Source organism: Devosia sp. WQ 349K1 (assembly GCF_016595685.1).
GTDB lineage: Bacteria > Pseudomonadota > Alphaproteobacteria > Rhizobiales > Devosiaceae > Devosia.
On record NZ_JAENGO010000001.1, the window covers coordinates 292,510 to 318,533 of the forward strand.

Sequence of the window (26,024 nt, forward strand, 5' to 3'; positions counted from 1 at the left end):
TCTCAGGCCTAGAACCTGATACCTCTACCCTCGAAAACGGCGCGGTCAGGCGCCGGTGCCGGCACGATGCACCAGCTTTGCTTTTGTGCCTGCGATGAATCGAGGAGTGCTCTATGACCGACAAAGTCGCCAAACTCGTCATCGGAGATGAAACCCACGAGTTCCCGATCCTAAGCGGGTCGGTCGGACCAGATGTGGTTGATATCCGTTCACTCTATGCCAAGACCGGTCTGTTCACATACGACCCCGGTTTCACCTCGACAGCCGCCTGCGATAGCGCCATCACCTATATCGATGGTGACAAAGGCGAGCTTCTCTATCGCGGTTACCCAATCGAACAACTGGCCGAGCACTCCAGCTTTCTCGAAGTTTCCTACCTCCTCCTTTACGGCGAACTGCCAACCGCAGCTCAGCTGAAAGACTTCGACGAGGTCGTTACCCGCCACACAATGGTGCACGAGCAGATGCACTATTTCTATCGCGGCTTCCGTCGCGACGCGCATCCGATGGCCATCATGACTGGTGTCGTGGGCGCTATGGCGGCGTTCTACCACGACTCCACCGACATCAATGACCCACAGCAGCGCGAGATCGCCTCGATCCGTATGATCGCCAAGATCCCAACGCTCGCAGCTATGGCGTACAAATATTCGGTCGGTCAGCCCTTCGTCTATCCACGTAACGACTTGGATTACGCAGCGAATTTCCTGCACATGTGCTTCTCGGTTCCTGCCGAACAGTACAAGGTCGATCCGAAAATCGCCCGTGCGATGGACCTGATCTTTACCCTGCATGCAGACCACGAACAGAACGCATCGACCTCGACCGTGCGCCTGTCCGGCTCGTCTGACGCGAACCCATTCGCCTGCATCGCTGCTGGTGTTGCCTGCCTCTGGGGACCTGCTCACGGCGGCGCCAACGAAGCATGCCTGAACATGCTCCGCGAAATCGGCACTGTTGATCGCATTCCCGAGTTCATCGCTCGTGCGAAAGACAAGAACGATCCGTTCCGCCTGATGGGCTTTGGTCACCGCGTCTACAAGAACTTCGACCCTCGTGCGAAGGTCATGCAGCAGACAGCGAAGGAAGTTCTCGCCATCCTTGGCGTTGAGAACAATCCAACCCTGCAGGTTGCTCAGGAACTCGAGCGCATTGCGCTGGAAGACCAATACTTCATCGATCGCAAGCTCTATCCAAATGTCGACTTCTACTCCGGTGTGATCCTGGATGCGATCGGCTTCCCGACCTCCATGTTCACCGTTCTGTTCGCGGTGGCTCGTACCGTTGGCTGGATCAGCCAATGGAAGGAAATGATCGGCGATCCTCAGAAGAAGATCGGCCGTCCGCGCCAACTCTACCAAGGCGCGACCGCACGCGATTACGCTCCGATTGAAACCCGCTAATCGCAGGTCAGATCATCATAAAATTAGGCCCCGCATTGCGGGGCCTATTTTCATTCCGGATTATAGTAGCGAAGGATGCGTTCAACGGGATCAACCCGTGCCTCGCCCTCTTCTCCATGTTCCATAAGAGTGCGAATGCGTGCAAAGCCATCCAACTGCGCTTGGCTGCTTGCCGGTTCGTCGAGAAGCTGAGTGATCTGCGCGACCAGTGCCGCAGGGTCCGCTTCGAGCTGCAGAACCTCGGGCACCAGCGGCTGATCGAGGATCGCGTTGGGGAGCGAGGCGTACTTCACCTTATACTTCACCCAGCGCTTGGCCTGCCCCTTATCGGCAACATAGGTCGTGACCATGGGCACACCAGAAAGCGCAAGCTCAAGCGTGACGGTACCAGTCACCGCGACAGCCGCCACGGCGCTATCCAGTGCAGCGGCGCGGCGCTCATCGCCTGTGATGACCTCAACGGCAACAGGCCACTGGATGGTTTCACGCTCTACGCGCGCTTTAAGACGGCTCGGTGTCGGAAGCACAAAACCAGTGACACGCGGATGGTCAGACAGTTGCTTGGCGACCTCGGCCATCAGTGGCAGGTGGCGACGCAACTCGCCCTCGCGGCTGCCTGGCAGGAGCATCAACGGCCCGCGCTCGGGCACTTCTGAACGCTGTTTGAATACGCTTGTCGCCGGGTGGCCGATATAATTCGTTTCCGGCCCGCCAGCCGCGCGCATAAACGCTGGCTCGAAAGGCAAGACGGATAGTATCTCGCGAAATTTCGGGCTCAGGGACTTGGCCCGCTCAGGCTTCCAAGCCCAAACGGCGGGAGCGACACAAAGCACCACTGGAATTTCGGGAGCCAGCTTGTGGACCTGCTTGGCAACAATGGCGCTAAAGACCTGAGAGTCGACCAACACCGCAACATCGGGCCGAGCCTTAACAATGGCCCGTGCGACCTGCCGCGACCGCCAGAGTAGTTTGGGCAAGCGTGGTAACACGTCAGCCCAGCCCATGACCGATAGCTCATTCATATCAAAGAATGATTTGAGGCCTAGGGCAGAGAGTGCTTCACCCCCTACCCCGGCAAATTCAAGTGGCACACGCGCCTGCAATCGTGACACGAGATCTGCAGCAATGCGGTCGCCAGATGGCTCGCCCGCAAGGATAAAGAGACGAAGCGGGCTCGTCATGTTCTCTACTCTTACTCTTCGTCTAGATCACGCGGCTGAATAAGGGGGCGATCTTCAGCGGTAATGAAGTTCACCACATCCTGCACCAGCGGCTTGTCTTTAAACATCTCAGCGGCGTCTTCAACGCGCTCGCGAAGCGTCCCCTCTTGCGAGAAGATCATGCGATAGGCCGCACGCAATGAATGAATTGCATCACGATCAAAGCCGCGACGCTTCAAACCAACGAGGTTCAACCCACCCAGGCGCGCACGATTACCGACAGCCAAGCCATAAGGAATGACGTCAGCATCAATCATGCTCTGCGCGCCGATGAAGGCATGATGACCAATACGCACGAACTGGCGCACCGCACATATGCCCCCAAAGCCGACGTGATCGCCGACAATAGAATGGCCTGCTAGGCCAACGTAATTGGCCAGAACCACATTATTGCCAACCTGGCAATCGTGAGCCACATGCGAACAGGCCATGAGCAAGCAGTCATTGCCGATCCGCGTATATAGACCGCCACCTTCCGTGCCCGGATTGATGGTGACGGACTCGCGAATGGTGTTGCGCTCACCGATCTCAAGGAAGGATTCTTCGCCGTGGAACTTCAAATCCTGAGGCTGATGCCCAATCGAAGCGAAGGGGAAGATCTTTGTACCGGCACCGATTGTGGTGCGACCGTCAATGGAGACATGGGAAACCAGTTCCACATTGTCTCCGAGTTTGACGTTAGGTCCGACAATGCAATACGGCCCAATACGGACGCCCGCACCGAGCTGAGCGTTTTTATCAACGATAGCTGTCGGATGAATAGTCAAACTGCTCACTCGTCGGCACCAACAATCATGGCAGTGATTTCCGCTTCGGCAATCACCACGCCATTGACCTTGGCTTGCGCGCCATAGCGTCCGACATTGCGGCGGCGCTGGATTTTAGCGATATGAAATTCAATCGTATCGCCCGGACCAGCTGGCTTGCGGAACTTGGCCTTATCAACGCCAAGCATCAGAACGACGTTCTTCTTGCCGCCATTGGAATCGTGCTTAATCACGATAGCACCGGCCGTCTGGGCCATGCCTTCGATGATGAGCACACCAGGGAAAATCGGGTTACCGGGGAAGTGGCCGGTAAAGATAGGCTCGTTGTAGGTGACGTTCTTCACACCAACAGCACTGTCGTCACCGTCAATCTCGATGATCTTATCGATCATCAGGAACGGATAACGGTGTGGAAGGGCTTCCAGAATTTCACCAATGCTCATCGCATCGAGTTCGGTCACGGCGGTAGTTTCAGTCATCCCCGCTTCTCACCCTTTGTTAGTTTGCGCATGATGGCGAGTTCTCGCCAGAAATCTTTAATATCCTGAGCCGGCGCACCAGCTAGCTTCGAATCTGCTGGCCAATCCTTAGTCACCGCAGCGCGGCCATGAACCACGGAGCGAGTACCAATTCTCAGGTGCCCTGAGGTCCCGACCCCACCACCAAGAAGCACGCTGTCTTCAACGATAGTAGACCCAGAGAGCCCGGACATCGCCGCAATCAGACAATTGCGACCAATTTTGCAGTTGTGACCGATCTGCACGAGGTTGTCGACCTTTGTGCCTTCGCCGATCACGGTATCCCCAAGCGCGCCACGATCAATTGTCGAATTCGCGCCAATTTCAACGCGATCTTGAATAATTGCGCGACCGAGCTGCGGAATCTTCCGGTTCGTCCGGCCGTGATCCAGCCAGCCAAAGCCTTCTGTGCCAATCCGCACACCGGGGTGCAGCACAACGCCATTGCCCAGATGGGCGCATTCTAAAGTGACATTGGCACCAATAACGCAATTGCGCCCAATGGTGACCCCTGCCCCAATGACTGCATTGGCGCCGATAACCGTTCCGCGACCGATTTCAACGCCCTGTCCAACAGCGACATTAGCGCCGAGATAGACGTCAGCCTCAATCAGCGGCTCGGCGAGATCTTCGCGCAGACCAGCAATGATCGACCGTGTGTTGGATGGGTAAAGCGCATCCAGGATGTCGGCAAAAACGTTGTGGGTGCCAGTTGTCGCAACGACAATCGCTCCCTTAGGAGCGTCATCAACCAGATTTGGGGAAACCAACACAATGCCGGCGGAGGACTGGCGCAACTCGCTCGCGTAGCTCGGATGGGCCGCAAATGCGATCTCACCTAGGCCTGCAAGTTCTAGTTCTGAAACGCCCGTAACAAGGTAGTCCGGCTGGCTAAGGCCTGGAACAAGATCCTCACGACCGATGCTAGCAAGCAGCGCGCCCAACTGGACAGGCCCGGCAAAACGGTGAAAACGCGTATCAACCATACTGTCACTCAAAATAAACGAGCCGCGGGCGACCGCGCCGCGGCTCGAAAATATCTGTCACGTTGCTCTGATTAGAGCAAGCTGGAGATCGTAAACTGGAACACCTGAGTACGATCGTCTGTGGCCTTGTTCAACACGTGAGCAACGTCACCACGGAGCGGGCCGAATGGTGAATCCCAGATCAGGGACGCGCCAACCGAAGCCTTCCAAGGCTCATCAACACTGCCAGCAGCAAGTGCGCCGCCGCCAAGACCTGGAAGATGTTCGCTACCGACATATGCCGCATCAGCAAACACTGCACCGCTCAAACCGTAGCTCTCTGGCAGACCAGGGATCGGGAACTGAACTTCAGCCGAAACACCAGCGTAGTAGGTCATGCCGAGGTATTCGCCATTGGTAAGACGAGGACCGACACCACGACCCTGGAAACCACGAACAAGCGACGAACCAGCCGAGAAGGCCTCGACCGCATGCACGGCACCACCGTCCATCGAATTGATGATACCAGCCTGAGCGCGCACACTACCAACCACACCCGCATCCGGGATCAGAGGCATGAAGTAGCGACCGCGTGCTTCGGTCTTGAGCAGGTTATGATCCCAGCCAATGTACTGCTGCGTGAAGGTCGCAAGCAAGCCTTCGCTTGGCTTCTTCTGATCGTTCAGCGAATTCCAAGTCAGCGAGTAGCCAACAAAAGCCTTGTTGAAGACCTGGCCATCGTCAACGAGCTCAGAGTACGGATCCTTCGCGTCAGCGATAACTTTGTGCTCACCACCGACGAAAACAGAGCTCGAAAGCGCGCTGGTGATCGGAATACCAAAGCGAAGCTGACCGCCAGTTGCCTGAGTACCGTAGAAGCTATTCGAGTTTTCGTCACTAATGCGGTGATACGCATCAATACCAGCCGAAACCCGAGTACCCATGAAGCGCGGCTCAGTGAAGGAGAAGTCGAAAGTACGACCCGATTCCGATGCACCGATTGCAGCCCGAAGGTACTGACCACGACCAAGGAAGTTACGCTCGGTCAGCGACAGCTCACCAAGGATACCATCCGAAGTGGAGTAACCTGCGGTTGCGCCATATTCACCAGTCGGACCTTCTTCAACATTGATGTTGAGGATGATCTTATCCGCAGAGGAACCCTGCGCGGTCGAGATATCGACCTTAGTGAAGTAGCCAAGATTTTCGAGATTCTGACGACCGCGAACGACCATCGAGCGATTGAACGCATCGCCTTCTGCGAAGTCAAATTCACGGCGAATGACAAAGTCACGCGACTTAACGTTACCGCTAATATTGATGCGCTCAACGTAAATACGCGCACCTTCATCAACCAAGTAAGTAACATTGAACGTACCGGTCGCAACGTCACGATCGAGACGAGCACGAACGTCCGCGAAGGAGTGCCCCTGAGCCGTTGCCTCATAAGCCATCGTCTCGATGGACTTCTGCAGCGCATCAGCCGAATAGGTCGAACCCTTGCCAGTGCGAACAGTACCGCGCAGCGCATCAGTATTCAGACCACTAATGCTGGTTTCGATACCAACATTACCGATCTTGTAACGCTGACCTTCATTAACAGTGACGTTGATGAAGTACGCATTGCGCGCAGCGTCAAATTCAACAACCGAGTTCACCTGAGCATCTGGGTAACCACGGTTTGCGTAGTAGAGACGAAGGCGTTCACGATCCACAGCAAGCTTACGCTCATCGTAGGAGTCATCACGAACCAACCAGCTCAGCAGACCAGTTTCCTTGGTCAGCATCGCACCCTTAAGGTTGCCAGAACCAATCGCGTTATTACCGGTGAAATTAATCCCAGCAATGCCGGAGCGATTGCCTTCATTAATCTGGAAGATAACACGAACGCGGCTATCAGCAGTCGCTTCAGTGCGCGCCGTCACGGTAACACCGCGATAGCCCTGCGCATCATAAGCGCGACGGATACTCTCAACGTCGGCAGCAAGACGTGCTTGCGAGAAAATACCAGAACTCGACAGGTCAACCATGTCGACCAGCTTGCTATCCTGAATTGCACGGTTGCCTTCAAAGAGAACCGAGGCAACGAGCTGTTCCTGAGCGTAGGCAGCGACAGCGCCGACAACAGGAACACCAGCAGCGAGGGACGAAGCCCCGAGTATGGCGATCGCGGAAACCGCGCCACGCATCAGCTTGGTGGGGTAGATCATATTGTTTTTGCCTTCTGCGACCGCCCGGGGAATCGCCATGCACAGCGCCTCCCCAAGCAAACTCCATTGAAGTGTTTTACTGTTTTTTGAATTTGGAACAACCCCGTACCTCGCAGAACTCAAGTTATTCGTCTCAACCCTTGTATTCACGCAACACACTGCCAGTTAAGGTTAACCCGCGGTTAGCGCAGAATTCCGAAATATGCGAAAAGTGTATCATTAAAGAGCGTAAAGATCATAAGGCCGACAACCAAAGCAAATCCAAAGCGATAGCCGATCTCCTGCACCCTCATACTCAGAGGTTTCCCCCTGACCGCTTCAACGGCGTAATAGAGCAAGTGCCCCCCATCAAGCATGGGAACTGGCAGAAGATTGAATATGCCAATGTTGAGGGAAAGCAGCGCCATCAGATTGATCAGCGCGACGATCCCTAAGGTCGCTACTTCCCCGGAAACCTTCGCAACTTTGACAGGACCGCCAAGCTGCTCCACGTCTCCGCGACCAACAAAGAAGTCACCCAGGAACGCCGCAGTACGCTGAATAATAAAGCGGATTTCCTCAAAGGTCATGCCGATGGCTTCGACTGGACCCGGCGTATAGAGCGCCACTTCCTCTTGAGTAACGTCACGCATTACCCCGATCCGGCCAATACGCTGGTTGTTGCCGAAACGGTCTTCAACTGAAACAGCCTCTGGTGTTAGTGCAATAGCACGCTCGCCACCGTTACGCTCCAATACAACGCTGACTTCGCGCTCGGGGCTGGTCGCGATAAATCGCTGGAAGTCGTCGAACCCGCGAACTTTGTAACCATCCACAGAGATGATCGTATCACCTGGCTCAAAGCCAGCTTCAGCCGCAACAGAGGCCGGCAAGACGTCGCCGATCGTGGGCGGAATAATGTAGCGCCCATAGCTCATGAGCAGAACATAGAGGATGACGAATGTCAGGATAATGTTTGCGACTGGACCCGCGAGAACGATGGAGATCCGCTGCCAAACATTCTTATTCATGAACAAGCGCGGCGCCAGAGCCGGGTCAATATTCTTCATTACCTCAGGATCAGGCGCACTGGCCTCATTCATATCACCAAGGAAGCGAACATAACCACCGAGCGGGATCGCCGAAATCTTCCAGCGAGTGCCGTGCTTATCATTCCACCCGATAATCTCAGGACCAAAACCGACCGAAAATGCCTGGATAGCCACGCCATTCCAACGCGCGACAAGATAATGCCCCATCTCGTGGATGAAGACGATCGCAGCGATGATCCAAATGGCATTGAGCCATAAAAAGGCGTCGAACATGGTATTCCTTATAGTGGCACTGGCAAACTACCAGTGCAGCAGGCCTTCAGCGACCGAGCCAAAGCCCTGATGGGTGGCACCAATAATCACCACCAAGAACAAGCCGAATGTGAGGCTATCAAGGCGGTCCATTAGACCACCGTGGCCAGGAATGATGTCGCCTGTGTCTTTAATGCGGAACCAGCGCTTTATGCTGCTTTCGGTGAGGTCACCCACCTGCCCCAGTACACTGATGGATGCAGCGATAATCAAACCAATCCACCACGGCGACGGCGTAAGCACCATCCAGACCGAGAGGCCCGCAATCGTCCCTAAAGCCAAGCCGCCCAAAGCCCCTGACCAAGTCTTAGACGGCGAAATGGCTGGAGCCAATTTCTCGCCACCGATCTGGCGACCAGTGAAAAATGCCGCTGAGTCCGTCATCCAGACGCAGGTGCCCAGAAACACACCAGCAACGATACCCAGATCGCCGGCACCGCGCATTAACAGCGCAGAGATGATGAGCGCGCTGAACAGCACAATGCCTACCATGCGCCACAGTATCTCCCCACGCCCCATGGTCAACGCCACACCGCAGGCAATCGCAACAGCAGCGAGAGACCAGACAAAGCCGAAAAATGGAAACACCACCCCCGACAGAGCAACAAGCGCCACGATGGCAATGCCCCTAGGGGTGATCGGCTGGCGAGAAACCATAGTCTCCCACTCGCGATAGCAACCAGCGAAGACCGCGCTAACCACCAGCGCAAACCAGATTCCACCCAAATAGAGAGACACAACGGTCAAGGCGATGAGGACCAGCGCAGAAACAAGGCGCGGTCCCACATCAGCCCAAGAGCGACGAACAGGCGTGTTTTGGCTCGACGCAGGGCCTTTTGATTTACTCAACTGGCCACAGCTCCAATACCGCCAAAGCGTCGATCTCGCTTGGTATAAATCTCTAGTACACGGGTAAAACTCTGCTCATCGAAATCAGGCCAATGTTCGTCCACAAAAACGAACTCAGCATATGCCGACTGCCACAGCAGAAAGTTTGAAAGACGTTGCTCGCCACTCGTGCGAATGATGACGTCAGGATCCGGAATGCCCGCAGTGTAGAGAGCATTGGAAACGTGTTGCTCTGTGATGTCCTCGGCCTTCAACCGACCGGCAGCGACTTCTGCAGCGAGATGACGTGTCGCCTCAACCAATTCAGCTTTACTGCCATAGTTGAAAGCCACGACAAGTGTGAGCCCGGTGTTGGCAGACGTTTTCGCCTCAACATCTTCGATCAAGCGCACCATCGACGCATCCAGCTGATGGCGCGAACCGATGATCCGGACACGAACATTATTCCGGATAAGCTTCTGCAAATCCGACGCAACAAAGCGGCGTAGAAGATTGAAAATAAAGGATACTTCTTCGGGAGGGCGTGTCCAGTTCTCCGATGAGAAGCTGAAAACGGTGAGGTAATCCACGCCGTGCGTAATGCAGAGCTCGACGCAGTTACGCAGGGACTTCACGCCTTCGACGTGCCCTTCCGTTCGCATCTTTCCGCGCTGCTTAGCCCAGCGTCCGTTGCCGTCCATAATAACGCCAATATGGGCCGGAATTTTCCATCCCGACCCTGAAACAGCGTTGATCTTTGCGGCGGGTTCCCCAGCCATAAGCCCCTCCAGGCTCGGAACCTACAAGCCTTAAACCTGTAGAATTTCCTGTTCTTTTGCTGCTACGACCGTATCGATTTCTGCAACAGCATCGTCAGTGGCCTTCTGAACAAGTTCAGACTGCTTCTTCGAGTCATCTTGGCTCATGTCGCCGTCTTTTTCAGCCTTTTTAAGGGCATCCATACCGTCACGTCGAATGTGACGCACAGCAACGCGCGCAGCTTCTGCATAGTTGTGAGCGACCTTAGCGAGTTCCTTACGGCGCTGTTCGTTCAGCTCCGGAAGCGGTACGCGGATCACCTGACCTTCACCCATTGGGTTCAGACCGAGACCGCTATCGCGAATGGCCTTTTCAACGGCGTTAGCCATTGAACGGTCCCACACCTGCACCGAAAGCATACGCGGCTCAGGGACAGTCACAGTCGCCACCTGGGTGAGCGGCATGCGCGAGCCATAGGCTTCAACAACAACTGGCTCCAAGAGGCTGGCGCTTGCGCGACCCGTACGAAGACCGCTCAATTCGTCCTTGAGCGACGCGATCGACTTCTGCATGCGCGTCTTGAGATCGCTGAGGTTATAGGCAGATGCCATGGTCGGTTATCCTTCCAGTCCTATTCTCGAGTGCGCAAATCATAGCGCACATCGACAGATTCTGCTGCTGGCTTATGCAGACTTACCAACGATCGTGGAACGGCCCTTGCCTTCCAAGATGCCGGCAAGACCTGCGGCGTCATCCAGCGCATATACGATGATCGGCATTGCGTTGTCACGCGCAAGAGCGAATGCAGACGTGTCCATTACCTTAAGATTCTGAGCAATCACCTCTTCAAAGCTGATTGCGTCGTAACGCGTCGCTGTCGGGTCCTTCATCGGATCAGCGGAATACACGCCATCGACCTTGGTCCCCTTGAGGACAACATCGCATTCCAGCTCGATCGCGCGAAGCGTCGAGGCCGTATCAGTTGTGAAGAAGGGATTACCCGTACCGCCACCCAGCACCACGACAAAACCCTCCTCGAGGGCCTGCTTGGCATCACGGGCGGTGTATGTATCTGCAACCGATGGCATGGTCGCCGCGCTGAATGGCTTAGCCTTGAGGCCCTGCCGCGAGATCGCGTTAGACAGTGCCAGAGCGTTGATCATGGTCCCCAACATGCCCATAGCATCGGCAGTGACGCGGTCAGTGCCATCAGCAGCACCAGACATTCCGCGGAAAATGTTACCGCCACCAACGACGATGGCCACCTGAACACCATCGCGCGCAACCTGCGCGATCTGCTCAGCAACACCATGGAGAAACTTTGGCTCTATGCCGAATGAGTTATCACCCGCTAGCGCCTCGCCCGAAACCTTGAGCAGTATGCGCTTGTAAGCAGAAGACATCGGCGAACCCTTTTTCAAAATTGTAAAACCGGTGTCTGCGAAACACCAGACAGACCCTATGGCAAATCGCCCTCAAAAAGGAAGGCAAAGTTTGCGCAAGGAATTTAACGAGACAATAGACTGGCTCAATCCGACGCTTAGCCGCAGCCGGAGAGCAGCGGGCGGGCCCGAAGGTCCACCCGCCGTAACTATGGCTTACTTTACGCCTGCAGTTGCAGCGACTTCAGCAGCAAAGTCAGTTTCAACCTTTTCAATGCCTTCGCCGAGAGCGAAACGCACGAACTTGGTCAGCTTGATCGGGGCGCCAGCGTCCTTCTCAGCATTCTTGATTGCGTCTGCAACCTTGGTTTCGCCGTCGATGACGAAAGTCTGGCTCAGCAGCGTGACTTCTTCGAAGTACTTACGCATACGGCCTTCGACCATCTTTTCAGCGATCTCAGCGGACTTGCCCGATTCCTTGACCTGTTCAAGAATGATCGCGCGCTCACGAGCGACAACTTCCTGATCCAGTTCTTCCGGAGCAATTGCCTGCGGCTGAGCTGCTGCGATGTGCATCGCAAGCTGCTTGCCGAGTGCAGACAGGACTGCCTTGTCACCGGTCGATTCGAGAGCAACCAGAATACCGATCTTGCCGATGCCTGGCTTGACCGCATTGTGGATGTAGCTTTCGACCACGCCATCCGAGACCGAAACGGTCTGGGTGCGGCGCAGGTTCATGTTTTCACCGATCTTAGCGATCGCTTCGGTCAGTTCAGCAGAAACCGAGTGGCCAGCGCCTGGGAATGGCATTTCGCCGAGCTTGGCAACGTCGCCATCGGCGTCGAGTGCAAGCTTAGCAATTGCAGTCACGATGTTCTGGAACTGATCGTTGCGAGCAACGAAGTCGGTTTCAGAGTTCACTTCAACGACAGCAGCCTTTGCGCCAGCAGTCGCAACACCGACGAGACCTTCCGCAGCAACGCGGTCAGCCTTCTTTGCAGCCTTCGCGAGGCCACGGGTGCGCAGCCAATCGATTGCAGCTTCCATGTCGCCGTTGGTTTCAGCGAGTGCCTTCTTGCAGTCCATCATCCCGACGCCAGTCGAGTCGCGGAGCTGCTTGACCATTGCAGCAGTGATTTCCATGGGGTTCACCTCTTGGCGGCCCCTCGCGGAACCGCAATGTGTATCTGGAAGACCCTAAAGGGTCAGCGTGCCTCCCGAAGGAGGCACGCCTTGTGACGATTAGTTAGCAGCTTATTCCGACAGGTCTTCTGCCGGAGCTTCGCTCGAAGCGCCCAGGTCTGCACCCAGTGCACTGGACGAACGGGCGATACCGTCGAGAGCTGCACGGGAGATCAGCGAAACATAAAGTTCCAGAGCGCGGCTTGCGTCGTCGTTACCCGGAATAGCGTAATCAACGATATCCGGATCGCAGTTGGTGTCGACGATTGCGACAACCGGAATGCCCAGACGACGAGCTTCCTTAATCGCGTTCTCTTCCTTGTTCGTGTCGATCACGAACAGGAGGTTCGGCAGGTTGCCCATGTCCTTGATGCCGCCCAGGTCGCGCTCAAGACGCTCCTGTTCACGGGACATCATCAGACGTTCCTTCTTGGTGCGGAGCGCCTTGTCAGCATCAGACATCGATTCCAGTTCGCGCAGGCGCGAGATGGAGTTCGAGATCGTCTGCCAGTTGGTCAGAGTACCACCGAGCCAACGCGAGTTGACGAAGTACTGAGCCGACTGCTTTGCAGCGTCTGCAACGAGCGGAGCTGCCTGGCGCTTGGTACCAACGAACAGAACGCGACCGCCATCAGCAACGGTGTCAGACACCAGCTGAAGAGCGCGCTGCAGAGCCGGAACGGTCTGCGACAGGTCGAGAATGTGAATGTCGTTACGTACGCCAAAGATGAAGCGTTCCATCTTCGGGTTCCAGCGATGCTTCTGGTGACCGAAGTGCACGCCAGCTTCGAGCAGCTGACGCATGGAGAATTCTGGGAGTGCCATTGGGCTATCCTTTTACCGGTTGATTCCTCCACAAAACAATTGCGACCGTCTGTTAGGACTGTCACCGGTTGGCTTCCCCCGAAAGAAAAGCCCTGCCTTGTGTGTGTGATCACGCTCGACCGTGGGCCGAACGCGTGCGCCATATAGGCTAGAAGCTGTATTTTGGCAAGCGGCTCACGTCTTGCTTACGACGTGCCGAGACAAGTTTATCTCAATTTCACCCGACTGATTAGGGGAACAGAACATCAGCCGTGGCATTGTTCAAACATAGACCCGTGCGAGATCACGGGGACAAGGGTGAAAACCCCTAAGTGGGGGAGGACGGGCTATCGGCTCACCTCCCCCGCGTTGTTTTATGCGAAGCGCACATCCGTAATACCAGGCAGAGACTTGATCCCCCCGGCCACTTCAGCCGTCACTTGGTACTTCCCTGGCAGTTCGATCTCGTACTCACGCGCCCCACCATCCCTGATGACAACGAAATTCACGGCCCCGTTCCCGCCCCGCTTTAACTGCGCGGCTGTCGGCCCAAGGGCCTCGCGATCTTCAACAAAGATGGTCAACTGGCGCTCGATACGCTCCGCCATGCCTTCGATAGGCTGTGCAGAGACGAGACGAAGACTGACGTTACCATCGCGCTCATCAGCGCCAACCTGCAGGACCACAGACCTTCCGGGCTGTAAGAGCTCACCGAAGTCCTTAATCTGTTCAGAGAAGGCAATACACTCGAAGGTCCCAGTCTGGTCAGACAGCGACAAGATCATCATCGGCGTGCCTTTTTTAGTCCGCCGATCCTGTCGAGACGCCACTGTGCCTGCCAAGCGCCCCGCCCCTGCGCCATCCTTTACCGCGCGCTCAAAATCCGCCCATTTCTGAACCCGGAGTTTTTCGAACATATCCGTGTAGGCATCGAGAGGGTGTGCTGAAAGGTGGAAGCCAATAGCAGCGCGCTCCTTGTCGGCACGCTCGGTCGAGTTCCAAATTGCAACATTGGTCGGCATCCGGAACTGCTGATCTTCAGCGCTATCGAACATCGAGACTTGGCCGCTGTTACGATCGGCATTGAGTGCCTGTGCCGTACCAATGATGGTTTCAACTGCTGCAAAGGCGATCTCGCGGCTTGGCGATATGCCATCAAAGGCACCCGCGCTCACCAGAGTTTCCAAGGTGCGCTTATTCAACGCCTTCGGATCTATTCTGCGAGCAAAATCACCTAAGTCTTTGAAAGGCTTATCAGCACGAACTTCAACAATATGCTCCGCCATAGCGCGACCAACACCCTTCACGGCCGAAAGGCCGTAATGGATGCGATCGTTCTTCACCGAGAACAGGACTTCAGATTGGTTCACGCATGGTGACACGACCTCAATCTTTTTCTTGCCAGCCTCACGGCGGAAGTCAGAAAGCTTATCGGTCTGCGCCATATCGAGCGTCATCGACGCCGCGTAGAACTCGTGCGGGAAGTGCTCCTTCAAATAAGCTGTCTGGTAGGACACCCAAGCGTAAGCGGCCGCGTGGCTCTTGTTAAAACCATAGTTCGCAAACTTGGCCAGAAGATCGAAGATTTCATCGGCAAGCTTTGCGCTTACGCCTTGCGGACCAGAACCATCCCGGAAGCGGATACGCTGGTTGTCCATTTCCGCTTTGATCTTCTTACCCATCGCGCGGCGCAGCATGTCTGCTTCACCCAGAGAGTAGCCAGACAGAAGCTGGGCGATCTGCATCACCTGCTCCTGATAGACGATAATCCCATAGGTTTCGTCGAGCACTTCACTCAGCGCGGGGTGCGGATATTTCACCTCTTCCTTGCCGTGCTTACGATCAATGAAGCTCGGGATATTATCCATCGGACCCGGGCGATAGAGCGCGTTCATCGCGATCAAGTCTTCGATACGGTCGGGCTTGAGGTCCATCAGCGCGCGACGCATGCCGGGACTTTCAAACTGGAAGATGCCGTAGGTGTCGCCACGCGAGTAGAGATTGTAGGTTGCAGCGTCATCGATCGGTATAGTGTCGATATCGATGTTAATGCCGCGATTTTTGACCATGTTGACGGCGTAACGGATAGTCGTCAGTGTTTTGAGTCCGAGGAAGTCGAACTTAACAAGTCCCGCCGGTTCCACCCATTTCAAATTATACTGCGTGACCGGCATGACCGAGCGCGGATCGCGGTAAAGCGGGAGCAACTCTTGGAGCGGGCGATCGCCAATAACGATACCAGCAGCGTGTGTCGACGCGTGGCGGAAAAGCCCTTCCAGCGACTGCGCAATTTCAACCAGCTGACCGACGGTCTCGTCCTCGTCGACCATCTGCTTAAACTGCGGAATCTCCTTGAGCGTGCGCTCTACCGACCAAGGATCCGCGGGGTTCGCTGGCACCAGCTTACAAATACGATCGACCTGCCCATAAGGCATCTGCAATACGCGCCCGACGTCGCGCAACACAGCGCGAGCCTGCAGAGTACCGAAGGTAATGATTTGCGCCACCTGTTCGGCGCCGTATTTGTCTTGAACGTAGTGGATCACCTCTTCGCGGCGATCCTGACAGAAGTCGATATCAAAGTCGGGCATCGACACGCGTTCCGGATTAAGGAAGCGCTCGAACAGCAAATTGTAACGCAGGGGATCAAGGTCGGTAATCGTCAGCGCGAACGCGACGAGGGAGCCAGCACCCGAACCACGCCCAGGGCCCACCGGGATATCCTGCGCTTTGGACCACTGGATAAAGTCGGCCACGATCAGGAAATAGCCCGGAAATTTCATGCGCTCGATAATGGTGAGCTCGAAATCCAGTCGGTCGCGGTATTCCTGCTCGGATTTGCCTGGAGCAATCCCCGTCGTCTGAAGGCGCATGTTGAGGCCCGCTTCGGCCATCTCCCGCAGGACCGCACCTTCGGCCGCTACAACCTCATCTTCAGTTTGATGCGATCCGGCGGCAAATTTAGGCAGGATGGGCCCACGTGTGCGCGGGCGATAGGCCATGCGCTGGGCGATCTCAATCGTGCTATCGAGTGCCTCCGGGAGATCCGAGAACAGCTCGATCATCTCCGCACGTGTCTTGAAATAATATTGGTCGTTCAGCTTGCGCCGTTCGGTTTGGGCGATAACGGAACTACCGGCGATTGCCAGCAGAGCGTCGTGCGCCTCGTATTCTTTGGCAGATTTGAAGAAAGGCTCATTCGTCGCGACGAGCGGTATGCCCTTGCGATAGGCATAATCGATTAGCTTGGGTTCAACGATAGCTTCACTGGTGCGGCCGTGGCGCTGAACTTCGATGTAGAAACGATCGCCAAACAGATCGGCTAACCGATCGAGGCGGCGCGTTGCATTAGCGTCCTGGCCCATGGCGAATGGCATATCAATGGCGCCCTCTGGGCCACCAGAGAGACAGATCAGGCCAGCAAGACTGTCGGAGTTGAGCCAATCGAGCTGGGCGCGCGCCAGACCAATTTCGCCGTCCATTTCCATGTAGGCTTTAGACACAAGTCGAGAGAGGTTGGCGAACCCCTCCGCCGATTGCGCCATCAGCACAACGCTGGATTTTCCGGACCACGCCACATGTCCGCGCTCACTTATGCGCTCTTCCGCAGCGGCGAAGTCGATTTGCATTTCCATGCCGATCAGCGGCTGGATGCCCTTCTTCGTGGCCTTCTCGGAGAACTCCAAGGCACCGAAAAGATTGCTTGTGTCTGCAAGCCCCAAGGCGGGTTGCTCGTCTTCGACTGCCATCTTGAGAATGTTCTCAAGCTGGATCGCGCCTTCGAGCAGAGAGAAGGCAGAGTGTACGTGAAGGTGAATAAAGCCAGGGCCGCGCATGAGGTTCTCCTGAGTCTGACCTTCAGTCAGTCAGCCTCTTTGGTCAAACCACGGTTTACCGACTTCCACAACCGATCACGCGAAATGGGTGAGAATGTCGACCCAAGTCAGGGACGCGACAGTGAAAGCGCCAAGGGTGACAAAGGCAGCGAGGTCTTTAACGAAATCGAGCATTTTTGAACTCCGTGTTTCACTGTTTGTTCTTATATGTTCCATTTCTGTTCTCGTCCAGATGGGAACACTGGTGAAACCGGGAACACCGCGAAACTGGTTAGGAAATCGTTAGGAACCGCGTGCGGCCGTTAAGATTCGGCGACACGGATTGGCCAAAGAAAAGCCCCGGCAGGAAACCATGCCGGGGCGAGTTTTGCGCAAATGAGTGTCGGGGTTAGACCGTGTGCGGGACGACCAATCCGTTCCGGATGGTGACGATACGATCGGCACGTCGCGCGAGATCATAATTATGCGTTGCGATCAGCGCGGCTGCACCTTCGTTGCGGATGAGGCTCTTGAGGGCCTCAAACACCAGATCGCTGGTCTCAGGGTCTAGGTTGCCGGTCGGCTCATCGGCAAGGATAACGCGAGGACGGTTCGCTGCGGCGCGGGCGATGGCCACACGTTGCTGTTCACCCCCCGAAAGCTCTGCCGGACGGTGCGACGCACGATGGCCGACATTGAGCAGGCTGAGCAGTTCCATAGCCCGAGTTTCGGCCGCCTTCTGATCCACTCCAGCGATCAACTGTGGCAGAGTTACATTCTCCAAGGCGGTGAATTCTGGCAGCAGATGATGGAACTGATAGACATAGCCAACAGTGGTACGGCGCAACTGCGTGCGGGCGCGGTCCCCCATTTGACTGGTCTTCTCGCCAATGATTTCGACTTCCCCTTCTTGCGGGGATTCGAGAAGACCACAGAGATGCAGCAGGGTCGACTTGCCGGCACCAGAAGGGGCGACCAAGGCGACGAGCTCGCCGCTTTCGACCGTGAGATCGGCAGCGTCGAGTACGCGCACTAAACGCTCCCCTTCGCCGTAGTGACGGTGAACAGCAGAGAGTTTCAGATGAGGCTTATTCATAGCGCAAAGCCTCCACTGGGTCATACTGGGCCGCACGCCAAGCTGGATAGAGCGTCGCGAGGAAACTCAGGCTCAGTGCCATAACCACGATTACCGTGACTTCTGTGTAATCCACGCGGCTTGGCAAGCTCGAGAGGAAAAACACGTCTGGTGGGAAGAGCGTCACACCGAATGTGTTGGAGATAAACAAACGAATATTCTCGGCATTCGACGCAATGACCAAGCCCAGCAAGAAGCCAGTGATGGTACCAATAAAGCCAATGGCTGTGCCGGTGATGCAGAAAATGCGCATGATCGACCCCCGTGTAGCGCCCATGGTGCGCAGCACAGCGATATCGGCGCCCTTATCCTTCACCAGCATGATGAGGCTGGAGATGATGTTGAAAGCGGCAACGAGGATGATCATCGAAAGAATGGTGAACATCACCACACGTTCGACCTGCAAGGCAGAGAAGAACGTCTCGTTACGCTGACGCCAGTCAGTGAGGATTAACGGACGCAGTCCATCGACGGCGGCGATACGGTCGCGCATCACGGCAATATTGTCGGGGTCGTCGATGAAAATTTCCATAGCCGACACGCGACCAATACGCTCATAGGCAGCGTCGATTTCTTCATCGCTGGCCAGAGGGTCGAGTGGGCCCTGCCCGGGCTTGAGCACCTCATCGACCATTTTGAAATAGTCCTGAGCGGGCTCGAGCGGCATATACATGTAAAGACTGTCGAACTCGACCATGCCGACATTGTAGACGACATTGACTGTGTAAGAGCGGATCTGCGGCGTGGAGCCAAAGGGCGTCATTGATCCATCGGGATTAATGATCTGCACTTCGTCACCAAGCCCGACGCCCAGCTGTTGGGCCAGGCGATAGCCGATAGCGACTCCGCGGCTATCATCCCATTGGTCAAAACCGCCCTGCTCTGCCGAGTTGTACAGCAGATTGAGCTTTTTGAGGTTGGCTTCGTCCATGCCACGGACCACGACGCCTGAAGAGGCGCCGCGACCACTAGCCAAAACCTGACCCTCTACGAAGGTCACGGCATAGGACACCCCGTCGACAGCTTCAATTCTGCTCACCGTCTCCCGATAGTCGGTAAACTGGCTTTCGATAGGATGGGCGGTGAAATGCCCATTAAGGCCGAGGATTTTGTCGAGAAGCTCCCCCCGAAACCCGTTCATGACGGACATGACGACAATCAATGTCGCCACGCCTATCGCCACCCCCACCATGGTGAGGGAGGCAATAACGGAGATGAAAGCTTCCTTGCGGCGGGCGCGCAAATAGCGCCCAGCAATCATCCATTCGAAACGCGCAAACGGGCGTGTGTGCCGGCTTGTCGCTGCGTCCTCGGCGCTCGTGGTCAAATGTCGCTCATCCGCTGCGGTACAATAAGGCTTACGAGGCGTTCAACAGCTGCCGCGATTGGCAGCGTCTCACGTTCGCCCGACTTACGATGCTTGATCTCAACTTCGCCGGTTTTAAGGCCACGCGGTCCAAGAATGATCTGGTACGGAATGCCGACCAAGTCGGCAGTCGCGAACTTCGAGCCGGCTGGCTGATCGCGATCATCATAGAGCATGTCGAGGCCAGCAACGCTAAGCTCTTCATAAAGCTTGTCGCAAGCGGCGTCGGTGTCAGCATCACCCTTCTTGAGGTTGATGAGTACAGCTTCAAATGGGGCAACCGAAACCGGCCAAATGATGCCGTTTTCGTCGTGGTTAGCTTCGATGATCGCGGGAACGACACGGGTCAGGCCGATGCCGTACGAGCCCATGTGCACGGTAACGTCCTTGCCGTCCGGACCGGTGACATTTGCCTTCATCGGAGCCGAGTATTTTGTGCCGAAATAGAAGATGTGACCGACTTCGATACCACGGGCAGAGACACGCTTGTCTTCTGGGACAGTGGCTTCGTATTCGGCGTGATCAACCATTTCTTCGGTCGCGGCGTAGAGAGAAGTCCAATCGTTGAAGATTGGCTTGAGGTCGCCACGGAAATCTACGTCCTTGCCCGGAATTGGCTTTTGCAGAAGATCGGCGTGGCAGAAGACCTGGCTCTCGCCAGTTTCGGCCAGAATGATCCATTCGTGCGAGAGATCGCCACCAATTGGGCCGGTGTCGGCGCGCATCGGGATGGCGGTCAGCCCCATGCGGGCATATGTGCGCAGGTAAGCCACGAACATGCGTTCGTAAGCGGCAACTGCTGCATCCTTGTCGAGATCGAAGGAATAGGCGTCCTTCATCAGGAACTCGCGGCTGCGCATGGTGCCGAAACGCGGGCGCACTTCGTCGCGGAACTTCCACTGGATGTGGTAGAGGTTCAGCGGCAGATCCTTGTAAGACTTCACATAGGTACGGAAGATGTCCGTGATCATTTCCTCATTGGTCGGGCCATAGAGGAATTCACGCTCGTGACGGTCTTCGATGCGTAGCATTTCTTTGCCATACGCATCGTAACGACCAGACTCACGCCAGAGGTCGGCGGACTGAATGGTCGGCATCAGCAACTCAACAGCACCCGAGCGGTTCTGTTCTTCTTCGATGATGCGCTGGACCTTCATCAGGACCTTGTAGCCTGCAGGCAGCCAGGAATAGAGCCCAGAAGCCTGCTGACGGATCATGCCTGCACGTAGCATCAGGCGATGCGATACAATTTCGGCTTCTTTCGGCACATCGCGCAGCACCGGAAGGAAATAACGGGAAAGGCGCATAGCTACTCCGAATACGCTGTTCGACTCGTGGTTCTGTTGATGCCCACTCAAACCCCGTTCGTCCATTCGATGCAAGCATGCAAGCTATGCAGATTTTACTTGGCAGGACGAAATTCTATTGTTAGGCTCTGTAACAATAATATTACGGCGGAATAAAACCGCTGGACGTCGACAGCGTCAAGGGAGGAGCGTTGGCCGCCGCTTTTTAGCGTGCCTAAGACCAACGTATTGTCGATTAAACTCTTTCCAACAGGGCCTTTGGCCCTGTTTTTTTGTTTGCAGAACAGTAGGATATCACGCTTCGTTAATGTGACACGTCAGTTCGCAATGTGCCGCTGCACCCCATCCCAAGCGTTCTCTCATGATCGACAGCATATATGCTACGGGACGTTAGCGCGGCGAGCGTTCACGCACCGAAATTCCCTAACAAAAGCTAAATCAGCCAATACCCTATCGCATGGCGAAGTTAGCAGGCGGGATCAATTCCAATGGCCGAGATAAAGAAAATAGCGCGCACTGGAAGCCCCAGTTACGCGCTACAATTTTCTGCTCTGTAATTACGATGACTTTGCTTGGATCATTCTGGATCTACGGTACGAAATCCCCAAGCAGTACACGATTGTGATGCAGAGTGAAGAAGTGACGCCTTCAGCGGTTCCAATAGTCGGCAACAATGGTCTGGGTCATCAAGTAGATCAGGCCTGCAGTCACGAAAGCCGCGATTACAGTGGTGAGCAAGCCCTTCTTAATCAGCTGCAGTTTCACCGGCGACCCAGGCTCATGCCCAGGCTCAACCTCGGCTCCTACCTCGTGAAGGCTAGTTGAGCCCATCGGCACAACCGCCACGAAAATGATCCACCATGCCACGAAGTAAATTGCGAGTAAGGAGCCGATTTGCATGGCGAGATATCCGTGTCCGAGAACAGAAGAAGGGCTTAGTGGGAGATATCATACCCCAAAAGCAGATCGCTGCCCCAGAGCCGGGGCAGCGACATAAAGTTACACGCGGTGTACGAAGATCGAAACGTTTGGCTTACGGCCCCAGAACGCGTTTACTTCCCCGCGTATGCCCTTGAACAAGGCCGAGTTCAAAATCTCTGTATCCCGGCGACGCTTTGGCGGCATCGAATTGATAACGCCGTGAACGGTGTCGTGCACGAGTTCGCCAATGGACTCTTCGTCAGTTTCCGGAAGGCCTTCAATGACAATGTCCGGTCCGGAGACAACCTGGCCGTTGTTGTTCACGGCCATGCTGACGATGATCATACCACCGAAGGACAAGCGGCGGCGTCCTTTCACACCCGACTCGTCTGGGGTGCAGAGCACCAGACCATCGAGGTAAAGTTCGCCGACGCGTACTTCAGCTGGCATCGTCAGCGGCTCAGGGAAGAGCCGCACCATATCGCCATTGCGCGCTTCGCAAACATTGGGAATGCCTTCGGCGCGACCCAACTTAGCATGAGCAGCCAAGTGCATAGCTTCGCCGTGAACTGGAACGAGCACTTCCGGCTTCACCCAAGAATAGAGCTTCTTGAGTTCGCCACGGCGCGGGTGGCCGGTAACGTGAACAAGCGCATCATTGGCGGTGATCAGTTCCACGCCCTTATCGATAAGCAGGTTCTGAATGTCGATGACTTCGCGCTCATTGCCCGGAATGGCCCAGGACGAGAATATCATCCGGTCGCCAGCATTGAGGTCGATAACCGGGTGATCGCCGCGCGCAATGCGAGCAATAGCGGCACGCGCCTCGCCCTGCGAACCCGTGCAGATGAGAACACATTTGTCGCGTGGGATCGAACGATACATGTCCTGATCGTGCAGCGTCGGAATGCCTTCCAGCATGCCCAGTTCACGGGCAATACCCATGATGCGGTGGAGCGAACGGCCCGAGAGGACAACTTCACGGCCAGCCTTATGGGCTGCGCGCACGATCGAAACCACACGCCCTACGTTTGATGCGAAAGTGGTGACGCACACACGATGGGGAGCATCGAGAATGAGCTTTTCGAGGTTCTCGCCGATTTCCTGCTCGGAGGGGCTTTCGCCTTCCTTCATCGCATTGGTCGAGTCACAGACGAGCGCCAGCGGCAGTTCGCTGTCGTTGCGGAGTGACTGCAAGCGATCAAAATCAGTCGGTGCAGAGAGTACTGGGGTTGGATCAAGCTTCCAGTCACCGGTATGCAGGGCACGACCAACTGGGGTGGTGATCAGCAGTGCGTTCGACTCTGGAATGGAGTGCGCTACGTTGATCGGCTCAATGGTAAAGGGACCAACTTGGAACGCCTTGCCTGGGCGCATGATGGAGATGTCGACGTTTTCGACAATGCCATCCCCTGCCCGCTTGGCGGCCAGCATGGCCGCGGTGAATGGTGTTGCATAAACCGGCTTGTCAAAGACGGGCCACAGATCAAGCACCGCGCCGTAGTGATCTTCGTGGCTGTGGGTGAGGATTAGAGCCAGAACGTCGTCGGCGTTCTCTTCCAGAAATTCTGGGTTGGCCATGATCAACTCAATGCCCGGCAACTCCGGACCACCGAAGCTTACGCCACAGTCCACGACGATCCACTTCCGGGAGCGCTCAGGGCCGAAGCCATAAGCAGCCATATTCATACCAATCTCGCCAACGCCACCGAGCGGCACAAATACGAGTTCATCCCGTTGGTTCTTCGCCATGGGTTCTTATTCCTTTATTGAGTACTGTGACGCCGAACGAACTCTGGCCGTCGGTCGCTTCGCACCTCGTTATGGTCAGCTTCGGGCGCTGGCCGTTGCCCCAAAATGCACATCGCCCGCAGTGATGGTGATCCGCGCGCCGTCGTCGTCGCGCATGATCAATCGACCTGTGGAGTCGATGGTTTCAAATATTCCACGTCGCACTGCGCCGTCTTGTTGGACAGTGATTGGGCCACCGATTCCAGCAGCAGATTGACGCCATTTTTCCAGAACCGCCGCCGTACCGCGACCATCATCCCAGATTGCAAAAGCCCCTACCCAAGCATCGGATAGAGCCGCAAGCACGTCTTCGGCGCTACGGACATATCCCAAGCCTGCAAGAGACGCTGTAGCGTATGGCACACCTTGGGGTGCCGCGACAACATTTACTCCGCAACCAACGACAACAGCGGTCTGACCAGACGGCGTTTTACATGCTTCCAGAAGAATGCCGCAGAGTTTGGAGCCGCCAGCCAACACATCATTTGGCCATTTCAGCGCGACTTGCTCCCCAAAGTTTTCGCTATGGCTCTCAGTCTTCACAACACCCTGAGGCAATATTCCATCCAATGCGCTGACGATGGCCACGCCGGCGACAAAGCCGAGTGTGGCGATCTGATCTGGTTCAGCATCAGGAATAATGAGAAGGCTAGCGGCAAGGTTACCGGATGGATTGAACCATTCTCGCCCACGACGTCCGCGCCCTGCGGATTGATGTAGTGAAGCGAACCAGTGTCCACCGAAATCGCCCGCAGCTGCCGCTGCGAGCGCTTCCGAATTTGTGGAGCCTATAGTGTCAAAGCCCGTCAGCCGATAGCCGGCTGAACGGGCCTTTTCGCCCAGATAAAACTGAGCCACCTAGAACAGGCTGCCCGCGGCCGTCTGCGCAGCAGAGGTGAGCGGATTGCCAAGGATGAAGTAGTACGTCACCAGCAGGAAGGCGCTGACACCGAGAATGATGTTGAGTTCACTCGGCACAGCAGCGAACTGATGCTTGGGCTCATCAAAATACATCGTCTTGACCACACGAAGATAATAGTAGGCGCTGACAGCCGAAGCCAGAACACCGACCACAGCCAAGACGAAGAACCCTGCTTCAACAGCGGCAAGGAAGACATGCCACTTGGCAAAGAACCCTGCGAGCGGCGGGAGGCCGATCAGAGAGAACATGATTATCAGCATTACAGCGGCCACATAGGGACGCGTCTGTGCTGCACCAGCGAGATCTTCGATGGTTTCGACATAGCCCTTATCCGTACGCAGCGACAGAATGCAGGCAAAAAGACCCACAGACATCAACACATAGATCGCCATGTAAATTGCCACACCCTCAACGCCGACCTGCGAACCCGACGAAAGGCCAACCAGGGCAAAGCCAACGTGGCCGATCGAGGAATACGCAATAAGGCGCTTAAGAGACTTCTGGCCGATCGCTGCAAAAGCCGCGAGGACCATCGAGGCGATCGAGAGGAAGATAACGATCTGTTGCCAGTCGGCAGTGATGGGCGAGAAGGCGTCGACGACGAGGCGGATCATGAGTGACATTGCTGCCACCTTTGGCGCCATCGCCATGAAGGCGGTAACTGGTGTCGGTGCACCCTCGTAGACGTCGGGGGTCCACATGTGGAATGGCACGGCCGAAATTTTGAAGGCAATGCCTGCCAGCACGAAGACAACGCCAAAGATAAGACCGATGGAACGGCCTTCGATGGCGATGGCCCGGACGATCTCTTGCAGATTGGTATGGCCAGTAAAGCCATAAATCAGCGAGGCGCCGTAGAGCAGCATCCCCGAAGAGAGAGCGCCCAAAACGAAGTATTTCAGGCCCGCTTCGGACGCACGTGGATCGTCGCGCTTGATCGCTGCCATCACGTAGATGGAAAGCGCCTGCAGCTCGAGACCAATGTAGAGCGACATCAGATCATTGGTTGAAACCATGATCATCATGCCCAGCGTCGCGAGAACCGCCAGGATAGAATATTCGTATTTATGAACGCCATTCTCTTCGGCGTTCGATACGGCCAATACCAGCGCCAAAGCGGACGAGCCCAACACAAGGACCTTCATGAACCGACCAAAACTGTCGGCCATGAAGAGGCCATTGAAGACGATACCATCAGCGTTCTGGAACGCTGTGAACAGCGCTGTCCCGGCGAGCAAAGCAATTGCCAGCCAAGAGACCAGTGCGGACCGCTCCTTGTTGACAACCACGCCCAAGAGCAACAGCACCAGCACGCCGACCGAGATGATCATCTCTGGGTAGGCAGGAGCAAGGCTCGCGAAATCGGTAATGTCTGAGTTCACGTCA

21 protein-coding genes are annotated in these 26,024 nt (G+C 55.7%); 1 reads left to right on the forward strand and 20 read right to left on the reverse strand.

What is annotated here, in order from left to right:
• The first annotated feature begins 113 nt into the window (after positions 1 to 113).
• Positions 114 to 1,403: a citrate synthase gene (gltA, locus tag JHL21_RS01255; protein WP_169193948.1), complete on the forward strand. Its 1,290-nt coding sequence runs from the start codon at positions 114 to 116 to the stop codon at positions 1,401 to 1,403.
• Positions 1,404 to 1,453: 50 nt separating this feature from the next.
• On the opposite strand, the gene JHL21_RS01260 is transcribed toward gltA, so the two are convergent.
• From JHL21_RS01260 to nuoN, 20 genes are all read right to left on the reverse strand, one after another.
• Positions 1,454 to 2,584, reverse strand: a complete 1,131-nt coding sequence (locus tag JHL21_RS01260) for a lipid-A-disaccharide synthase (RefSeq protein WP_200211463.1) — start codon at positions 2,582 to 2,584, stop codon at positions 1,454 to 1,456.
• A gap of 11 nt (positions 2,585 to 2,595) precedes the next feature.
• The gene (gene lpxA / locus JHL21_RS01265) at positions 2,596 to 3,399 is read right to left on the reverse strand and encodes an acyl-ACP--UDP-N-acetylglucosamine O-acyltransferase (RefSeq protein WP_200211470.1); all 804 of its coding nucleotides are present in this window, start codon (positions 3,397 to 3,399) and stop codon (positions 2,596 to 2,598) included.
• Positions 3,396 to 3,869, reverse strand: coding sequence for a 3-hydroxyacyl-ACP dehydratase FabZ (fabZ, locus tag JHL21_RS01270; protein ID WP_200211472.1), 474 nt, complete (start codon positions 3,867 to 3,869; stop codon positions 3,396 to 3,398). Before fabZ ends, lpxA begins: the two co-directional genes overlap by 4 nt.
• On the reverse strand, positions 3,866 to 4,894 hold the full coding sequence (gene lpxD, locus JHL21_RS01275) for a UDP-3-O-(3-hydroxymyristoyl)glucosamine N-acyltransferase (protein ID WP_200211473.1): 1,029 nt from the start codon (positions 4,892 to 4,894) through the stop codon (positions 3,866 to 3,868). The genes fabZ and lpxD overlap by 4 nt, the downstream gene beginning before the upstream one ends.
• A 71-nt stretch (positions 4,895 to 4,965) precedes the next feature.
• Entirely contained in the window at positions 4,966 to 7,122 is a 2,157-nt protein-coding gene (bamA, locus tag JHL21_RS01280; protein ID WP_200211474.1) for an outer membrane protein assembly factor BamA, read from the reverse strand.
• 143 nt (positions 7,123 to 7,265) lie between these two features.
• On the reverse strand, positions 7,266 to 8,387 hold the full coding sequence (rseP, locus tag JHL21_RS01285; RefSeq protein ID WP_200211475.1) for an RIP metalloprotease RseP: 1,122 nt from the start codon (positions 8,385 to 8,387) through the stop codon (positions 7,266 to 7,268).
• A gap of 27 nt (positions 8,388 to 8,414) precedes the next feature.
• Entirely contained in the window at positions 8,415 to 9,275 is an 861-nt protein-coding gene (locus tag JHL21_RS01290) for a phosphatidate cytidylyltransferase (RefSeq protein ID WP_200211476.1), read from the reverse strand.
• On the reverse strand, positions 9,272 to 10,033 hold the full coding sequence (locus JHL21_RS01295) for an isoprenyl transferase (RefSeq protein ID WP_200211478.1): 762 nt from the start codon (positions 10,031 to 10,033) through the stop codon (positions 9,272 to 9,274). Before JHL21_RS01295 ends, JHL21_RS01290 begins: the two co-directional genes overlap by 4 nt.
• Positions 10,034 to 10,063: 30 nt before the next feature.
• Complete coding sequence (gene frr, locus JHL21_RS01300; RefSeq protein WP_169193957.1) at positions 10,064 to 10,624, reverse strand: ribosome recycling factor; 561 nt, start codon at positions 10,622 to 10,624, stop codon at positions 10,064 to 10,066.
• Between the two features lie 72 nt (positions 10,625 to 10,696).
• Entirely contained in the window at positions 10,697 to 11,416 is a 720-nt protein-coding gene (gene pyrH / locus JHL21_RS01305) for a UMP kinase (RefSeq protein WP_200211480.1), read from the reverse strand.
• A 195-nt stretch (positions 11,417 to 11,611) separates the two neighbouring features.
• A complete protein-coding gene (gene tsf, locus JHL21_RS01310) occupies positions 11,612 to 12,538 on the reverse strand; it encodes a translation elongation factor Ts (protein ID WP_169193959.1) in 927 nt (308 codons plus the stop codon).
• Between the two features lie 111 nt (positions 12,539 to 12,649).
• Positions 12,650 to 13,402, reverse strand: coding sequence for a 30S ribosomal protein S2 (rpsB, locus tag JHL21_RS01315; RefSeq protein WP_169193960.1), 753 nt, complete (start codon positions 13,400 to 13,402; stop codon positions 12,650 to 12,652).
• A gap of 353 nt (positions 13,403 to 13,755) precedes the next feature.
• Positions 13,756 to 17,217 carry a DNA polymerase III subunit alpha gene (gene dnaE, locus JHL21_RS01320; protein WP_200211482.1) on the reverse strand — a complete coding sequence of 1,154 codons (3,462 nt, stop codon included), beginning with the start codon at positions 17,215 to 17,217 and terminating at the stop codon, positions 13,756 to 13,758.
• Positions 17,218 to 17,605: 388 nt separating this feature from the next.
• A complete protein-coding gene (locus tag JHL21_RS01325; protein WP_169193962.1) occupies positions 17,606 to 18,292 on the reverse strand; it encodes an ABC transporter ATP-binding protein in 687 nt (228 codons plus the stop codon).
• The gene (locus tag JHL21_RS01330) at positions 18,285 to 19,592 is read right to left on the reverse strand and encodes an ABC transporter permease (RefSeq protein WP_200212232.1); all 1,308 of its coding nucleotides are present in this window, start codon (positions 19,590 to 19,592) and stop codon (positions 18,285 to 18,287) included. The genes JHL21_RS01325 and JHL21_RS01330 overlap by 8 nt, the downstream gene beginning before the upstream one ends.
• Positions 19,593 to 19,654: 62 nt before the next feature.
• Positions 19,655 to 21,004, reverse strand: coding sequence for a proline--tRNA ligase (proS, locus tag JHL21_RS01335; protein ID WP_200211484.1), 1,350 nt, complete (start codon positions 21,002 to 21,004; stop codon positions 19,655 to 19,657).
• A 648-nt stretch (positions 21,005 to 21,652) separates the two neighbouring features.
• Complete coding sequence (locus JHL21_RS01340) at positions 21,653 to 21,904, reverse strand: DUF1467 family protein (RefSeq protein ID WP_200211485.1); 252 nt, start codon at positions 21,902 to 21,904, stop codon at positions 21,653 to 21,655.
• Positions 21,905 to 22,003: 99 nt separating this feature from the next.
• Complete coding sequence (locus JHL21_RS01345; protein ID WP_200211487.1) at positions 22,004 to 23,677, reverse strand: ribonuclease J; 1,674 nt, start codon at positions 23,675 to 23,677, stop codon at positions 22,004 to 22,006.
• Between the two features lie 75 nt (positions 23,678 to 23,752).
• A complete protein-coding gene (locus JHL21_RS01350) occupies positions 23,753 to 24,574 on the reverse strand; it encodes a biotin--[acetyl-CoA-carboxylase] ligase (protein ID WP_367948139.1) in 822 nt (273 codons plus the stop codon).
• Positions 24,575 to 26,020: an NADH-quinone oxidoreductase subunit NuoN gene (nuoN, locus tag JHL21_RS01355; protein WP_200211489.1), complete on the reverse strand. Its 1,446-nt coding sequence runs from the start codon at positions 26,018 to 26,020 to the stop codon at positions 24,575 to 24,577. It lies immediately after the preceding gene.
• Between the last annotated feature and the right edge of the window lie 4 nt (positions 26,021 to 26,024).

Coding starts and splice junctions, on each gene's coding strand:
- JHL21_RS01340 (WP_200211485.1), bottom strand. CDS start 21,904: ATGCAAATCGGCTCCTTACTCGCAATTTACTTCGTGGCATGGTGGATC.
- pyrH (WP_200211480.1), bottom strand. CDS start 11,416: ATGTCTTCTGCTTACAAGCGCATACTGCTCAAGGTTTCGGGCGAGGCG.
- JHL21_RS01260 (WP_200211463.1), bottom strand. CDS start 2,584: ATGACGAGCCCGCTTCGTCTCTTTATCCTTGCGGGCGAGCCATCTGGC.
- frr (WP_169193957.1), bottom strand. CDS start 10,624: ATGGCATCTGCCTATAACCTCAGCGATCTCAAGACGCGCATGCAGAAG.
- JHL21_RS01330 (WP_200212232.1), bottom strand. CDS start 19,592: ATGATTGCTGGGCGCTATTTGCGCGCCCGCCGCAAGGAAGCTTTCATC.
- tsf (WP_169193959.1), bottom strand. CDS start 12,538: ATGGAAATCACTGCTGCAATGGTCAAGCAGCTCCGCGACTCGACTGGC.
- gltA (WP_169193948.1), top strand. CDS start 114: ATGACCGACAAAGTCGCCAAACTCGTCATCGGAGATGAAACCCACGAG.
- rseP (WP_200211475.1), bottom strand. CDS start 8,387: ATGTTCGACGCCTTTTTATGGCTCAATGCCATTTGGATCATCGCTGCG.
- rpsB (WP_169193960.1), bottom strand. CDS start 13,402: ATGGCACTCCCAGAATTCTCCATGCGTCAGCTGCTCGAAGCTGGCGTG.
- dnaE (WP_200211482.1), bottom strand. CDS start 17,217: ATGCGCGGCCCTGGCTTTATTCACCTTCACGTACACTCTGCCTTCTCT.
- fabZ (WP_200211472.1), bottom strand. CDS start 3,869: ATGACTGAAACTACCGCCGTGACCGAACTCGATGCGATGAGCATTGGT.
- JHL21_RS01345 (WP_200211487.1), bottom strand. CDS start 23,677: ATGGCGAAGAACCAACGGGATGAACTCGTATTTGTGCCGCTCGGTGGC.
- lpxD (WP_200211473.1), bottom strand. CDS start 4,894: ATGGTTGATACGCGTTTTCACCGTTTTGCCGGGCCTGTCCAGTTGGGC.
- bamA (WP_200211474.1), bottom strand. CDS start 7,122: ATGGCGATTCCCCGGGCGGTCGCAGAAGGCAAAAACAATATGATCTAC.
- JHL21_RS01325 (WP_169193962.1), bottom strand. CDS start 18,292: ATGAATAAGCCTCATCTGAAACTCTCTGCTGTTCACCGTCACTACGGC.
- proS (WP_200211484.1), bottom strand. CDS start 21,004: ATGCGCCTTTCCCGTTATTTCCTTCCGGTGCTGCGCGATGTGCCGAAA.
- JHL21_RS01295 (WP_200211478.1), bottom strand. CDS start 10,033: ATGGCTGGGGAACCCGCCGCAAAGATCAACGCTGTTTCAGGGTCGGGA.